This is a genomic window from Hymenobacter yonginensis, from assembly GCF_027625995.1.
GTDB lineage: Bacteria > Bacteroidota > Bacteroidia > Cytophagales > Hymenobacteraceae > Hymenobacter > Hymenobacter yonginensis.
Genome location: NZ_CP115396.1, coordinates 1,797,716 through 1,811,792 on the forward strand (window position 1 = coordinate 1,797,716; position 14,077 = coordinate 1,811,792).

The 14,077-nt window shown below is 61.9% G+C and carries 15 protein-coding genes; 12 read left to right on the forward strand and 3 right to left on the reverse strand.

Going from position 1 to position 14,077, the window contains the following annotated elements:
• Positions 1–51 precede the first annotated feature (51 nt).
• The 8 genes from O9Z63_RS07850 (at position 52) to O9Z63_RS07885 (ending at position 6,778) form a co-directional block, all read left to right on the forward strand.
• The gene (locus O9Z63_RS07850; protein ID WP_270128742.1) at positions 52–1,257 is read left to right on the forward strand and encodes an efflux RND transporter periplasmic adaptor subunit; all 1,206 of its coding nucleotides are present in this window, start codon (positions 52–54) and stop codon (positions 1,255–1,257) included.
• Positions 1,258–1,560: 303 nt separating this feature from the next.
• A complete protein-coding gene (locus O9Z63_RS07855; protein ID WP_270128743.1) occupies positions 1,561–2,016 on the forward strand; it encodes a QcrA and Rieske domain-containing protein in 456 nt (151 codons plus the stop codon).
• A 111-nt stretch (positions 2,017–2,127) separates the two neighbouring features.
• A complete protein-coding gene (locus O9Z63_RS07860; RefSeq protein ID WP_270128744.1) occupies positions 2,128–2,589 on the forward strand; it encodes a thioredoxin family protein in 462 nt (153 codons plus the stop codon).
• 56 nt (positions 2,590–2,645) lie between these two features.
• Positions 2,646–3,707 carry an FAD:protein FMN transferase gene (locus tag O9Z63_RS07865; RefSeq protein WP_270128745.1) on the forward strand — a complete coding sequence of 354 codons (1,062 nt, stop codon included), beginning with the start codon at positions 2,646–2,648 and terminating at the stop codon, positions 3,705–3,707.
• An 8-nt stretch (positions 3,708–3,715) separates the two neighbouring features.
• Positions 3,716–3,949: a DUF4266 domain-containing protein gene (locus O9Z63_RS07870; protein WP_270128746.1), complete on the forward strand. Its 234-nt coding sequence runs from the start codon at positions 3,716–3,718 to the stop codon at positions 3,947–3,949.
• 82 nt (positions 3,950–4,031) lie between these two features.
• A complete protein-coding gene (locus O9Z63_RS07875; RefSeq protein WP_270128747.1) occupies positions 4,032–5,309 on the forward strand; it encodes a DUF3570 domain-containing protein in 1,278 nt (425 codons plus the stop codon).
• A gap of 497 nt (positions 5,310–5,806) precedes the next feature.
• Positions 5,807–6,148, forward strand: a complete 342-nt coding sequence (locus O9Z63_RS07880) for a rhodanese-like domain-containing protein (RefSeq protein WP_270128748.1) — start codon at positions 5,807–5,809, stop codon at positions 6,146–6,148.
• 138 nt (positions 6,149–6,286) lie between these two features.
• Positions 6,287–6,778, forward strand: coding sequence for a GNAT family N-acetyltransferase (locus tag O9Z63_RS07885; RefSeq protein ID WP_270128749.1), 492 nt, complete (start codon positions 6,287–6,289; stop codon positions 6,776–6,778).
• Between the two features lie 70 nt (positions 6,779–6,848).
• Here O9Z63_RS07885 and alaS read toward each other — a convergent pair whose 3' ends face one another.
• Positions 6,849–9,533 carry an alanine--tRNA ligase gene (gene alaS, locus O9Z63_RS07890; protein ID WP_270128750.1) on the reverse strand — a complete coding sequence of 895 codons (2,685 nt, stop codon included), beginning with the start codon at positions 9,531–9,533 and terminating at the stop codon, positions 6,849–6,851.
• A 241-nt stretch (positions 9,534–9,774) separates the two neighbouring features.
• On the opposite strand from alaS, the gene O9Z63_RS07895 reads away from it, so the two are divergent.
• The 4 genes from O9Z63_RS07895 (at position 9,775) to O9Z63_RS07910 (ending at position 13,230) form a co-directional block, all read left to right on the forward strand.
• Positions 9,775–10,137 (forward strand): MerR family transcriptional regulator, encoded by a 363-nt coding sequence (locus O9Z63_RS07895; RefSeq protein WP_270128751.1) that lies wholly within the window; start codon positions 9,775–9,777, stop codon positions 10,135–10,137.
• Positions 10,138–10,184: 47 nt separating this feature from the next.
• A complete protein-coding gene (locus tag O9Z63_RS07900) occupies positions 10,185–10,934 on the forward strand; it encodes a DUF4241 domain-containing protein (protein WP_270128752.1) in 750 nt (249 codons plus the stop codon).
• Positions 10,935–11,006: 72 nt separating this feature from the next.
• Positions 11,007–12,143, forward strand: coding sequence for a DNA-processing protein DprA (dprA, locus tag O9Z63_RS07905; RefSeq protein WP_270128753.1), 1,137 nt, complete (start codon positions 11,007–11,009; stop codon positions 12,141–12,143).
• Positions 12,144–12,411: 268 nt separating this feature from the next.
• Positions 12,412–13,230, forward strand: a complete 819-nt coding sequence (locus O9Z63_RS07910) for an aminotransferase class IV (RefSeq protein ID WP_270128754.1) — start codon at positions 12,412–12,414, stop codon at positions 13,228–13,230.
• 178 nt (positions 13,231–13,408) lie between these two features.
• Here the strand turns inward: O9Z63_RS07910 and O9Z63_RS07915 are convergent, their stop codons facing one another.
• Both O9Z63_RS07915 and O9Z63_RS07920 read right to left on the reverse strand, forming a co-directional pair.
• Entirely contained in the window at positions 13,409–13,612 is a 204-nt protein-coding gene (locus tag O9Z63_RS07915; RefSeq protein WP_270128755.1) for a hypothetical protein, read from the reverse strand.
• Positions 13,613–13,725: 113 nt separating this feature from the next.
• A complete protein-coding gene (locus O9Z63_RS07920) occupies positions 13,726–13,911 on the reverse strand; it encodes a hypothetical protein (RefSeq protein WP_270128756.1) in 186 nt (61 codons plus the stop codon).
• Positions 13,912–14,077 lie beyond the last annotated feature (166 nt).

Below are 14,077 nucleotides of genomic sequence, written 5' to 3' on the forward strand. Positions count from 1 at the left end.
CCTTCCCCAGTATCTTCAACAGTTTACCTCGCGCCCAGGCGCTTTTGCCATATGAAATTCGGTTCTTCTTCCCTGACGCTCTTTTTGCTGATGCCCACGCTGGCGGGCCTGCTGGCCGCCTGCAACGGCGGCGCTTCCACCCAGGCCGATGCCGCCGCGCCGCCCGCCCCACCGGCGGCCCCTACCAACCCCGACCTGGTTACGATTTCCGCCGCCCAGGCCCGGGCCGCTGGCATTACGCTGGGCGGGTTTACGCGCCAGAACATGGCCTCCGAGGTGATGGCTAACGGCATCATCGACGTGCCGCCGCAAAACATGGTGTCTATTTCGGCGGTGCTGGGTGGCTATGTGCAGCAGGTGAAGGTGCTGCCCGGTCAGTTCGTGAAAAAAGGCGCGGTAGTGGCCGTGCTGCGCCATCCAGACTACATCAAGCTGCAGCAGGATTACCTGCAGAGCCGGGCCCGCTCCCGCTTTTTGAGCCAGGACCTGGAGCGCCAGCGCATTCTCGATGTGGAAGACGTGGGGGCCAAACGCAAGCTGCAGCAGGCCCAGGCCGACTACGCCACCGAGCAGGCCAGCCAGCGCAGCCTGGCCGCCCAGCTAACCCAGCTCAATATCTCGGCCAGCCGCCTGGCGGCCTCCGGCCAGATTCAGCCCACCGTCACGCTCACCACGCCGCTGGGCGGCTACGTCAAAACCGTGGGCATCAACCCCGGCCAGTTTGTGAACCCCGCCGACGTGCTGGTGGAGGTGGTGGACCGCTCCGACCTGCACCTACAGCTGAAAGTGTTTGAGCGTGACATTGCCCGCGTGCAGCTGGGCCAGCCCATCCTGTTCACGGTGCCGGCCCGGGGTGCTACCGGCCCGGTGCTGCGGGCCCGGGTGTTTCTGGTGGGCAAGGCCTTCGACGACGACGCCCGCACGGTGGCCGTGCACGCCCACCTCGAAGGCAACGACGCCGACAACCTGCTGCCCGGCCAGTACGTGGCCGCCCGCATCCAGACGGCCGGCCAGCGCGTGCGCACCCTGCCCGAAGACGCCATCATTCAGGCCGGGGAGCTGAGCTACGCCTACGTGCAGACCGCCGCCACCGACAGCACCGCCACCTTCCGGCGCATCCAGCTGCGGCCCGGCGCCACCGCTCACGGCGACGTGGCCGTGTCCCTGCTGACACCCGTGCGCGACACCTTGCGCGTGGTGCAGCACGGCGCCTACTTTCTGGCCGCCGAGCACAGCAAAGGCCAGGGCGACGAATAGCACGCACCAAACCTGGTTTTTTAAGTGAATATTAAGGTCTGGTTCACCTGAATTTCACCTGCAACCTCGTTATTCACATAATTCAATTTCCTGCGGCCTCCTTCTGCAATACCTGATTGGCAGCTGGCTGCGCTCCTGCTGTTCATCCGGGCCGCCCCGCTCATCGGCAGTCGGCGTCTGCCGGCCGGTACGGGGTGGTGGGCGCCAACTGCCGGTGCGGTCCTTGCCGGGCAGCAGCGGAAATCCGCACGGGATACTTTCCTCGTTTTTGTTTTAGTTTTTCACTCCCAGCCTTCGCCCCCTATGGCAGCTCCTTCCGCAATGGACCGCAAAGAATTCCTGCAGCTTTTTGGTATGGGGGCCACGGCCCTGGTGGCGTCGGCGTGCCTGGGCCTGGGCGGCTGCGGCAGCAAAAGCGGCGACCCATCGCCCACCCCGGCCACCAACGTCGATTTCACCGTGGACCTGACGGCCAGCAGCAGCGCCGCCCTCAACGACGCTACCAAAGGCTACATCTACGGCCCCAACCGCGACGTGATAGTGGCCAAGACCACGGCCGGCACCTACATTGCCTTCCAGGGCCCCTGCCCGCACGAGGGCACCAGCGTGTACTTCAACCAGGGCCAGAGCCGCTTCATCTGCCCCAACCACAACGCCGTGTTTACGGTGGGGGGCGCCGTGGTGAGCGGGCCGGTGTCGCAGGGCCTCAAGCAGTACACCGTGGTGCAGACCGGCACGTCCCTGCGCATCACGGGCTAGCGCCGCCTTAAAATCAACTTAAGATTGCACCAATCCGGCCTGCGCCTCGTACGGGTAGCACGGTTTATGTTTTAATTTGATTTTAACCTCTCACCTGACCTGTTTCTGCTCATGCGCTTTCTTGCCTTTTGCTTCTCCGCTCTGCTGACTACCGTTGGTGCCCAGGCTCAGGCCCAGACGGCTCCCGCCTCCTGGAACACCGATCTGACGGCCGCCATGCAGCAGGCCAAAGCCACCAATAAGCCCGTACTAGCCGTTTTTTCGGGTTCCGACTGGTGCAAGCCCTGCATCATGCTCAAGCAGGAAGTGTTCGATAAGCCGGAGTTCGAGCAATTTGCCAAAGACCGGTTCGTGCTGGCCCGCTTCGACTTCCCGCGCAGCAAGAAAAACAAGCTGCCCGCCACCCAAACCAAAATCAACGAGCAGGCTGCGGCCCAGCTCAACAAGGAAGGCGCGTTTCCGCTGGTAGTGCTGCTCTCCCCCGAAGGCAAAGTGCTGGCCAAAACCGGCTACCGCCCCGGCGGCGCTACGGCCTACGACGCCTACCTCTCGCAACTGCTGGCTAAAAAATAACTCCGGTGCGCACTCTTCTCACATGGTCCGGCGCTTTCCTTTCGCGGAAAGCGCCGTTGCTGTTCACTTTCGGCAGCCTGCTGGCCGGCTCCTACTCGGCGGGCGCGCAACCGACGGTGGGGAAGGCTCCGGGTACCGGCGCGCCGGCTAAAACGCGCAACTTCACCCGCTCGGCCCACCTGATGGGCTCGCACTTCACGTTCACGGCCGTCTCCGACGACGACTCGCTGGCGTGGCGGGCGGTGCGGGCCGGCATCCGGGAAGGGCAGCGCATCGACCGGCTGTGCTCCTACTGGGATTCCACCTCGCAGATTACGCAGATCAACCGCGCGGCGGGGCTGCGGCCGGTGGTGGTCGACCAGGAAGTGTACGACCTGATTCAGCGCACGCTCAAGCTCTCGGCCCTCAGCGACGGGGCGTTTGATATCACCTTCGCCGGCGGCGAGAAGATCTACAAATTCGACAAGCAGGAGCACGCCGCTTTGCCGGCTCCGGAAGTGGTGAAAGCCTCGGTGCGCCGCATCGACTACCGCAAGGTGCTGCTCGACCCGGCCACACACTCCGTGATGCTGCAGGACAAGGGCATGCGTTTGAACCTGGCCGGCATCCTGCAGGGCTACGGAGTGCGCCGCGCCCAGGCCCTGATGCGGCAGATGGGCATCCGGGGCGGCCTCATCAACGGCTCCGGCGACGTGTCGTGCTGGGGGCGGCAGGCCGACGGCTCGCTGTGGCGCATTGCCATCGGCGACCCGGCCTACCCGCAGTCGGTGTCGTCATGGTTGACGGTGACCGACGTGGCCGTGGTGACGGCCGGCAACTACGAGCAGTATTTCACGGTGAAAGGCCAGTACTACGGCCACATCATCGACCCCAAAACCGGCTATCCGGCCACCGGCCTGCGCTCAGTCACCATCATCTGCCCCGATGTGGAGCTGGCCGATGGCCTCGACGAAGTGGTGTTCGTGAAAGGCCCCGAGGCCGGCCTGGCCTTCATCAACAAGCTCAAAGGCGTGGACTGCACGCTCATCACCAACGACGGCCGCACCCTGGCATCCAAGGGCATGGCCCTGAACTACTACTCCACGCAGCCCGCCAAAATGGCCGCCCCAACCCCATGACCAACCCTATGACTCTCCCCAACTTTGCCCGGCTGGCGCTGGGCGGCCTGCTGCTGGCCGGCGGCAGCGGCCTGAGCAGCTGCGTATCGGTGGCGGCCTACCAGAAAGTGTACCTCAACGACGAAGACATGAAGCTGGCCAACAAGCGCATTGAGGTGTACGAAACCAACTTCGAGAGCTACCGCGAAGGCGCCGGCGGGGCCAACGGCGGCAAAGTCGGCGGCGGCTGCGGCTGCAACTGATTCCACGAGCCATGCGCCGTGCGCCAAGTCGCGCAGCTGCTCACGCCTGACTGCTCCTTCCTCCCTGATTAAGCCCCTCTACATGCACCACACTTCTTCTCCCTTTGTGCCACGCTGCGCCGCGGCCCTGCTGCTGGCGCTGCTGCCCGCGCTGGCCTGGGCCCAGGCCACGCCTACGCCCAACCGCGTAGATGGCTACGGCACGCCCAACACCACCGCGCCCAGCCCGCCCAACCCCAGCAACCACGGTGAAACCGAGCTCAACATCCTCACCAGCTACTACTCGCAGGATGGCAACCGCGGCGCCGTGGAAGGCGGCATCGGCACGCAGCAGCTCACCGACCTCACGCCCACCATCATCCTGAACGTGCCGCTGGACTCGGCCACGCGGCTATCCGCCAACCTGGGCCTGGACTACTACTCCTCCGCCTCCACCGACCGGATCGACCAAGTAAACTCGTCGCCCTCGTCGAGCGACACCCGCTTCCACGCCGATTTCGGCTACTCCCGGGCTTTGGCCGACAAGCGCACCATCGTGGGGCTGGGCGCCGGCGTGTCCAAGGAATACGACTACCTCTCGTTCAACATCACGGGCTCCTGGGCCAAGGCCTCGGCCGATGGCAACCGCGAGCTGAGCGTAGCGGCCCAGGCCTTCTTCGACCGCGCCACCCTGATTCTGCCCGTGGAGCTGCGCACCAACGGCCGCCGCGAAAACGGCTCCGATACGCGCCAGAGCTACAACCTCAACGTCGTGTACTCGCAGGTGCTGAACCAGCGCCTGCAGCTGGCCGTCAGCACCGAGCTGGTGGCCCAGCGCGGGCTGCTAAGCACGCCGTTTCATCGGGTGTACTTCCGCGAAACCGGCGGCGGCTACGGAGCCGCCAAAACCGAGCTGCTGCCCCGCCAGCGCCTGAAATACCCGGTGGGTTTGCGCCTGAACTACTATGCCACCGACCTGCTGCAGGTGCGCGGCTACTACCGCTTCTACAACGACAACTTCGGCATCACGGCCCACACGTTTGAGCTGGAAACGCCCCTGAAGGTGACGCCCTTCTTCGTGCTGTATCCGTTCTACCGCTACCACACCCAAACCGCCGCCGACTACTTCGCGCCCTACCTTTCCCACTCCATCGCCGACGAGTACTACACCTCCGACTACGACCTGGCCAATTTCTCGGCCAACAAAGTGGGCCTGGGGCTGCGCTACTCGCCGGTGTACGGCATCGGCCGTTTCAAAACGCCCTTCGGTGGCCGGGTGGCCAAGTTCAAGGCCCTCGACATTCGCTACGCCTACTACCGCCAGAGCACCGGCCTGACCGCCAACCTCATCAGCGCTGACCTCTCGTTCACGCTGCCCTAGCCTACCGCGGCTTAACGCGGCTCCCGTACCCGACCCGGCAACCCGGGTCGGGTATTTTTTTGCCGAAGCTGTTTGCGGCTTTCAGGCGCCACGATGCCGGAAAAAGCCTCTGCTACCCCTTGCCCATGCTCCGGAATGGAAAAACACTGGAAGCGGCAACTTAAATACATGAAAATATGTTCATATATTTACTCTAATTTCTTTCACATTCTACCGGCCCACCAGCTGCCGGTAGTTATACACGGCCCTGGTGTCGGCTGTTAGCCGGCTGCCGGTTTGCGCTTTCTGCAATGTTGTTGGCTGGCTGCTACTGCCTGGGCTGGAGCAGCATTGCTTTTTTCACAGACAGCTTTGTTATGGGGAGCTGTCCGGTTTTCCCGGGCGGCTTTTGCTGGTGTCTGTCTTTCTTCCATTCTGCCTAGTGGTCTATGCGCAAGCACAGCCCTCCGCAGCTGGTTTTCCTGCATTCTTCTTTCATCCTTTTTTCCTGTTTTATTATGTCCGACATCCTGAAGTCATCGGCTACTGTTGCCTACCGGGACCTGCCCGCAGACCAATTTGCGGCCGGCGTCCGCCAAGCCGGCACGGTGCTCGTTGATGTGCGTCGCCCCGACGAATTCGGTGCCGGCCATCTGCCCGGGGCCCTCAACATTGACGTAACGGGCCTCGATTTTGCCCGGCGCGTAGCCACGCTCAACCCCAACCGCCCCACCTACGTGTACTGCCGCAGCGGCGCACGCTCGGCCAAAGCTGCGGCCCAGCTCAGCGCGGCCGGCTTCGGGCAGGTGCACAACCTGGCCGGCGGCATCCTCGACTGGGCCAGCCCGCTGGTGCGCTAGTTACTGTTTCTGATTCGCTGGCAAGGTTTGATGCAAAGCCCCCGGGCGGCCAACAGTTGGCTGCCCGGGGGCTTTCTGGCTTCAGATTAGACTCAGGCCATCAATCAGGAGCCGCGAAAGAATCTGTATTTTCAGGCCATGCTACTTCAAGCCTTCACCGCTGCTCACTGGCCCGAAGCCCGGGCCATCTACGAGGCCGGCATTGCCACCGGCCAGGCTACCTTCGCCACCGAAGCCCCCACCTGGGACGACTGGGACCGGGGCCACCTGCCCCACAGCCGCCTGGTGGCCCTGAGCGAAACCGGTCAGGTACTAGGCTGGGCGGCTTTGTCACCGGTATCGGGGCGGTGCGTGTACGGGGGCGTGGGCGAGGTGAGCGTGTACGTGGCCGCCGAGGCCCGCGGCCAGGGCGTGGGCCGGCAGTTGCTGGCGGCGCTGGTGGCCGAGTCAGAAGCCCACAACATGTGGACGCTGCAGGCCGGCATCTTCCCCGAAAACGAAGCCAGCGTCCGGCTGCACGAAGCCGCCGGCTTCCGGGTGGTAGGCCGGCGCGAGCGAATCGGGCAGCAGCACGGCCACTGGCGCGATACGCTGCTGCTGGAGCGCCGCAGCACTGCGGTAGGCGTGTAGCTTCCTATCGACATAAAAAGCCCCGTCAGTATCACTGACGGGGCTTTTCGTTTCCTTGCGGGAGATGATTCTAAGCCAGCAGGCCACCAATCAGGCCTTCGGCTTTGCCGATGGCGGCCGGGAGCCCGGCGGCATTTTTGCCGCCGGCCGTGGCGAAGAACGGCTGGCCGCCGCCGCCGCCCTGGATTTCCTTGGCCAGCTCGCGCACCAGGGTGCTGGCGTTGAGCTTGCCGCCTTTGGCCAGCTCGTCGTCGAGCATCACCGCCAACTGGGGCTTACCGTCGATTTCGGCGCCGAGGACGGCTACGAGGTTAGGCACGGCCTGGCGCAGGTTGAAGGCCAGGGTTTTGAGGCCGTCGGCGGAGGTAGCCTGCACCTGGGCAGCGAGGAAGTTTACGCCGTGCAGGGCCTTCACCTGGCCCACCAACTGGTCTTTCTGCTGGTTGATGCTCTGCTGGGCGAAGTTTTCGATCTGCTTGCGCAGGGTGGCAATTTCCTCGGTCTGCTTCTCGATGCCGGGAATCAGGTGCTGGGGGTTGCCGAGGGCCTCGCGAACCTGGGCCAGCAAGTCCAGCTGCTGGTTCACGAAAGCTTCGGCGGCCTCGGCCGTCACGGCCTCGATGCGGCGCACGCCCGCGCCCACGGCGCTTTCACTCGTGATTTTGAAGAAGCCAATATCGCCGGTGGTGCGCACGTGGGTGCCGCCGCACAGTTCCACCGAAAACTCCCGGTCGAAGGTGATGACGCGCACGAACTCGCCGTACTTCTCCCCAAACAAAGCCGTGGCCCCGAGGGCTTTGGCGTCGTTGATGGGCACGTTGCGGCGCTCATCCAGCGGAATCTGCTGGCGGATGCGGGCGTTGACCAGCGTTTCCACCTGGCGCAACTGGTCGTCGGTGACTTTGGTGAAGTGCGAGAAGTCGAAGCGCAGCAGCTTCTCGTTCACGAGGGAGCCTTTCTGCGCCACGTGGCTGCCCACTACCTCACGCAAAGCGGCCTGCAGCAGGTGGGTGGCGGTGTGGTTGCGCTGAATCTGGGCGCGGCGAGCGTGGTCGTAGCGGGCCGTGAACTCGGCGTCGAGGTCCTGGGGCAGCTCGAGCACGGTGTGCACGATGAGGTCGTTTTCCTTCTTCGTGTCGAGCACGCGCACCTTGCTCAGCGGCGACTCCAGGTAGCCGGTGTCGCCAATCTGCCCGCCCGACTCGGCGTAGAACGGCGTCTGGTCGAGCACCACCTGGTACTCGGTTTTGCCTTTGCGGTCGGTGCGGCGGTAGCGCAGGATGCGGGCCGGGGCCTGCTCCTGGTCGTAGCCCACAAAGGCGGGCTGCTCTTCTGATTCGCGCACCACGGTCCAGTCGCTTTGCTCGGTTTCCTGGGCGTTGCGGCTGCGGCTTTTCTGCTGCTCCAGCTCTTTCTTGAAGCCTTCCTCGTCCACGCTCAAGCCCTTTTCGCGGGCAATGAGGGCGGTGAGGTCGAGCGGGAAGCCGAAGGTATCGGACAGCTCGAAGGCGGTTTTACCGTCGATACGGCTACCGTTCTGGCGGAAGCCTTCTTCCAGGGTTTCCAGGCGGCGCAGACCGTTTTCGAGGGTTTTGAGGAAGGCAATTTCCTCTTCCTCTACCACGCGCTGCACAAACTGCTGCTGCTGCTTGAGCTCGGGGAAGATGCCAGCCATCTGGTCGGCCAGCACGGGCACAATCTTGTAGAGGAAGGGCTGCTTCTGGCCCAGCGACGAAAACGCGTAGCGCACGGCCCGGCGCAGAATCCGCCGAATCACGTAGCCGGCCTTCACGTTGCTCGGCAGCTGCCCATCGGCAATGGCGAAGCTGATGGTGCGGATGTGGTCGGCAATGACGCGGATGGCAATGTCCGTTTTCTCGTTCTCGGTGGCCGGCTGGTCGTTCACGGTGGCCGGGGCGGTGCCGTGGTACTCAAGGCCTACCTCGCCGGCAATGAACTTGATCAGCGGCTGGAATACGTCGGTGTCGTAGTTGGACTTCACGCCCGACACGGCCATCATCAGGCGCTCGAAGCCCATGCCGGTGTCCACGCTCTGCTCGGGCAGCTTGATGAGGCTCTTATCGGCCAGGCGCTGGAACTCCATGAACACGTTGTTCCAGATTTCCACCACCTGCGGGTGGTCGGCGTTTACCAGCTCGCGGCCGGGCTTCTGGGCCCGCTCCTCCTCGGAGCGCAGGTCGATGTGGATTTCGGTGCAGGGGCCGCAGGGGCCGGTGTCGCCCATCTCCCAGAAGTTGTCCTTCTTGTTGCCGGGCAGAATCCGGTCGTCGGTGGTGTACTGGCGCCAGAGGTCCTGGGTTTCGGTGTCGGCGGCGGTGCCATCGGCCTTGTCGCCCTCGAAGTAGGTCACGTAGAGACGGTCCTTTTCCAGCTTGTACACGTCGGTGAGCAGCTCCCAGGCCCAGGCAATGGCGTCTTTCTTGAAATAATCCCCAAACGACCAGTTGCCGAGCATCTCGAACATGGTGTGGTGGTAGGTGTCGTAGCCTACCTCTTCCAGGTCGTTGTGCTTGCCGCTCACGCGCAGGCACTTCTGGGTGTCGGCAATGCGCTTGAAGGGCGCGGGCTTATTGCCCAGGAAGTAATCCTTGAACGGGGCCATGCCCGAGTTGATGAACAGCAGCGTGGGGTCGTCCTTCACCACAATGGGGGCCGAGGGCACGATGTGGTGGCCTTTGGAGGCGAAGAAGTCCAGGAACTGCTGGCGGACGTGGGAGGCGGTAGGGAGTGACATAAGAGTAGCGCGGAGGCAGGCTCCGCGACGCGTAGGGTTCGTAAAATTGGCCGCAGCCGGTATTTTGGCTACTTTTCGCAATCAACAGGAATTGCGCCGCCGGCAAAGGTAGCCGACCTGATGTGGAAAGCGAAACCCGGGCAGTAGCGCGAAGCCTTTGCTTCGCGTATTGTCTACTCTGCCGCTGCTTTTCCCGTTCCAGATACACGCGAGGCAAAGGCTTCGCGCTACTGCCCGCCTTATGCCCTACAAAGACCGCGAAATCGAGAAGCAGTACTTCACCATCGGCGAGGTGGCGGCCCAGTTCAATGTGGCCCCGTCGCTGATTCGGTTCTGGGAGACGGAGTTTGAGGAGCTGCGGCCGCGCAAAAGCAAGAAGGGCAACCGCCTCTACACGCCCCAGGACGTGGACGTTTTCCGCACGATTTACCACCTGGTGAAGGAGCGTGGCTACACCATCCCCGGCGCCCGCGACATGCTCAAGCAGAAAGGCCCCCAGCTCAAGGAAAAAATCGACGTCATCCAGAGCCTGGAGAAAATCCGCAAGTTCATGGTGACCATGAAGAAGGAACTGGATGCTATTGGGAAGGCGCAGCAGGGGTAGTTATTATGTAGTCAGGGGTCAATTATTCATTCTGGATATTACTATTCATGCGTGCTTATTACTTATTGCTTGCAGTGGGTGGCTTGGCTGCAAACTTTTGTACTTCTATGCCAAGCGGCATAATCAAGCCCAGTAAAAAAGCTATCCTGCTTGCTCCCTATCAGGTTACGGCCGAACCCGCCGTATTTGAAACCAGCTTTTTTCCGGGGGCGAAGATTCAGCAAGACAGCATTAGCATTGCCTTCACAACTGATTTTTTAGGCAACCTACCCGTGCCTTCTGGTCGCATCGTTGCCACTGATCCGGTGGCAATGCGCACTACGGCTTTCACAACGGAGTTTCCGCATGGCCGCTTTCCGGTAGAACTGGCTATTGCTCGATTCAACGGGGATAGACGAGTAGCCTTTGCGCGCATCCTATTTTCAACCCAGCCTGTGAAAAAATGGGAACTGGCCCTTATTCCGGGGCAGAAGTCCCTTGCTATCCGCGACTCCTCTTATTACGGTTTCTCCGTAGACGCTGGCACCGCACTATTTATTGATGCTGAACACATTGAGCCACTTGGTAAACAACTGACAACTGAAGCAGCGTACGAGCATTTGTTTGTCAAAAGCTTTGAATTGCCCCCCGACAACAAAGCATACCGAACAGGCTTCCTGTACGCGGCGCAAAGTGACACGCTAGCGGCTTTCGAAACAGGCTGGGGTGACGGCAGTTACGCTACGTATGTAGGCTTTGACTCGCAAAACCAACCATGTCGTCTTCTCACTGACTTTCAGGTAATTACCTGGCAATAAACACCAATAGCAACGCTGATTCACTACTCATCATTGTAATTGTCTGATTTCTTGGTTCTGGCTTCCGTACCGATGCTTATTCCTACCGACGATACCCTCCTCCACGAAGTCGCCTTAACGCTTTTCCCCAACATCGGGCCGCAGCTGACGCGGCAGCTGATGAGCTACGGGGGCTCGGCCCGGAACGTGCTGCACCTGCCGCCGGGCAAGCTGCTGAAGATTCCGGGCGTGGGGCCGGCTACGGCGGCTATTCTGACCGGGGCGGAGCGCGGCAACGCGTTGCGGCAGGCCGAAGCCAGTCTGCGCCGGGCGGAGAAGGACGGCGTGCAGCTGCTGTTCTACACCAGCAAGCAGTTTCCGGCCCGCCTCAAGCAGATTCCCGACGTCCCCGCCCTACTCTACTACCAGGGCACCGCCGACCTCAACCAGCCCAAAACCCTAGCCCTGGTAGGCACCCGCCAGGCCACCGACTACGGCCGCGAGCAAACCGAGCGGCTCATCAAAGGCATAACCCCGCACAAACCGCTCATCGTCAGCGGACTGGCATACGGCATCGACATTGCCGCCCACCGGGCTGCCCTGCAGGAAGGGCTGGAAACGGTGGGCGTGATGGCCACCGGTCTGGACGTGCTCTACCCGGCCGTGCACCGCAAAACCGCCGAAAAGATGCTCACCCAGGGCGGCCTGCTCACCGAATTTCCCTTCGGCACCCAGCCCGACAAGTACAACTTCCCGTCGAGGAATAGAATTATTGCCGGCCTCTCCGACGGCACCGTAGTAGTGGAAGCCGCCAGAAAAGGCGGCGCCCTCATCACCGCCGACTTGGCCCTGGGCTACGACCGGGACGTGCTAGCCGTGCCGGGCTCGCTGGGCTCCCCCGCTTCCGAAGGCTGCCACGACCTGATCAAAACCAACCGCGCCGCCCTCTACACCGAGCCCGCCGACATCGAGCAGCTGCTTAACTGGGACCTGGCCCTGCACTTCACCGGCAAGCCCAAAAGCCCCACCACCTACGACCCAATCGATTTCACGGCAGAGGAGTTTCAACTTCTACTGGTGCTACAAGCCGCTCCAGGCCGCGAGGAACATCTCGATACGCTGGCCTGGAAGGCCCAGCAGCCGGTGCACCAGGTGGCGTCGTTGCTACTGGGGCTGGAATTCCGGAGCGTGCTGAAGGCCCTGCCGGGCAAACGGTTTGGGCTGTTGTAGAGCTTAAAAACAGTAGCTAAAAATCGTGGAACACCAAAATGTTCCACGGGGAACCTTGTGCCGGAAAACCTACTTTTTCTGCCGGAAGCGCAAGTTTTCAGCGCATTACCAATCAGGAAATAAATCCGTTTTTTTCATCAAGCGGGAGCCAAAGGCCCAGCAGACACGCTGAATGGGGCAGCTCGATGACCAATGAGTGGGTGCAAGCAGCGCCAACCGAAACCGGCTTGACCCGCGTGTTCCGGCCGGGGCTGCTTTCTTTGCGAGCATGATGGTGCTTTATAACGGCGAGTTACTGCCGGCCGACGTGGTGCGCTTGCCGCTGCCCAACCGGGGCCTGTACTTCAACGACGGATTCTTCGAAACGCTGGTATGGGAACCAGCGGGCCTGCGCTACCTCCCCCACCACCTGGCGCGCATGCAGCGGGCAGCCGCCGCCCTGGGCCTGCAGTTGCCCGCCACCCTGGCCACCGGCGCTACCCTTACCGCCACCGTGCGGCAGCTGGCCGCTACTGCGCCAGAGCTGCAGCGCATCCGGCTGCAGCTCTGGCGCAGCGGCGGCGGCCTCTACGCCCCCACTACCCCGCAAACCGACTGGCTGTTGACTACCCAGCCCTTCACGGCCCTGGAAACACCCATTCAGCAGTGCAACTTCGCGGAAACCGTGCGCACGCACGCCTCGCCGGTGTCGTTCTGCAAGGGCCCCAATGCCCTCACGTACATATTAGCGGCGCAGGAGCGGGAGCGGCGCGGACTGGATGAGGTGATTCTGCTCTCACATGAGGGCTACGTGGCCGAAACGGTGGCGGCTTGCATTGGCTGGATCCGGGCCGGCAGCCTCTACGTGCCGGCCGAAGCCGCCGGGGGCGTAGCCGGGACCCGGTTGGCCCACTTGCGGGGGGCAGCCGCTTCGTTGGGGGTTTCCTGGCAGGAAGGAATATATCAGCCTGAGGAGCTATTGCGGGCGGAAGCGGTATTTACGGCCAACATAGCTGGCATCCGGCCCGTGCAGGCAATTCATGGCCACTTATTCGACTCGACGGCACACCCGCTGCTGCGGCGGCTACAGGAGGCGGAGCGTTTGTAGCGCCTTGCTGTTCCTTGTCTGCGTTGCCATGCTTTCAGCAGAAATTCACTGCTGTTTCGTTGCTTCAATGGCTCTCCGCTATGCCAAAGTATTTTACCTATAGCGCACTATGTAATATTAAAATAATCACACTTTAATACAAAAGCAAAAGTACCTTATTCGTAACGTCGTTCATGGCTTATGCTGCCGCCTCGGCTACACGGCCTCGTAATTGAAACCAGCTGTCGAAGAATTCCTGCAAATCAGCTTCCGTAACATCGTTCTGGCGCAACACCTCACGCCGGTCACAATGAGTGCTGTCGAGCACGTACAGCGCAATCCAGGCGCGGTGGCGGCGGCTAAGCGCAGGAGCTGGCGGGGTCTGGCGACCGGGCAGGGTCATGGCGTAAAGGGGTAGTGTAGAGAGATATAGCATACCTCAGATACGCAACCCATTTGGCCGCCGGATTTGGTGGCCAGATGCCAATTATCCTATTTCCCGTATTGAAAATTCCCTTACCGGCGCCGCAATGCAATCCTTTCCTGCAGCCGCAACCAACCCGGCGTATGCGCAGCCAGGTCGGCCTCCGTTACGTTGTTCTGCGCCAGCACGTCCCGGCGGCTCAAAAAGCTCGTTTGCAGTGAATACAGCGCCACCCAGGCCCGGTGCTGCCGCGACAGGCCCGCAGCGGGCAGACTCATCGGCGGGGTGTGATTAATAGGAAGTAGCGTAGCCATCATGCCGGTACTTACGACCCAGTTCCTGTTTTTAGATTTAAAGATTCTCAGATTGAGCTAAAAAAACCTGCCTGATGGAACTTTTCTAAACAAAGCAGCTCCAATTATTAAGCAGGCTATTTGCCGCAGA